Origin of the sequence: Pseudomonas sp. RA_35y_Pfl2_P32 (assembly GCF_963970735.1) — a bacterium.
GTDB lineage: Bacteria > Pseudomonadota > Gammaproteobacteria > Pseudomonadales > Pseudomonadaceae > Aquipseudomonas.
The window spans coordinates 1-525 of record NZ_CAXAQF010000201.1 but is presented as its reverse complement, the minus strand read 5'-3'; the positions used below and the strand labels follow the sequence as shown (position 1 = coordinate 525).

Sequence of the window (525 nt, the reverse complement as noted above, 5' to 3'; positions counted from 1 at the left end):
CGAACACGATCTCGCCGGTCTTGGCGTCGATGATGTCGTACATCGGCTTCTGGCCACGCCAGTTCTCGGCCTGGAACGGGATGATCCAGCCACCCTGGCCACGGACGAAGGTCACGCGGTTGTAGAAGTGGTTGAGGATCTCCTCGCCGGTCATGCCGAGCGCATAGAGCAGCGCCGTGACGGGCAGCTTGCGCTTGCGATCGATGCGGACGTTGACGATGTCCTTGGCGTCGAATTCGAAATCGAGCCACGAACCGCGATACGGGATGACGCGGGCTGCAAAGAGATACTTGCCCGAGGCGTGGGTCTTGCCGCGGTCATGGTCGAACAGGACGCCCGGCGAGCGGTGCATCTGCGACACGATGACGCGTTCGGTGCCGTTGATAATGAAGGTGCCGTTGCCCGTCATCAGGGGCATGTCGCCCATGTAGACGTCCTGCTCCTTGATATCGAGGACCGAGCGCGAATCGGTGTCGGCATCCACCTCGAACACGATCAGGCGCAGCGTGACGCGCATCGGTGCCG

The 525-nt window shown here is 62.3% G+C and carries 1 pseudogene; it reads right to left on the bottom strand.

The features are described 5' to 3' along the window. A pseudogene (rpoB, locus tag AACY45_RS27860) lies at nt 1-525 on the bottom strand (DNA-directed RNA polymerase subunit beta); the annotation flags it as partial.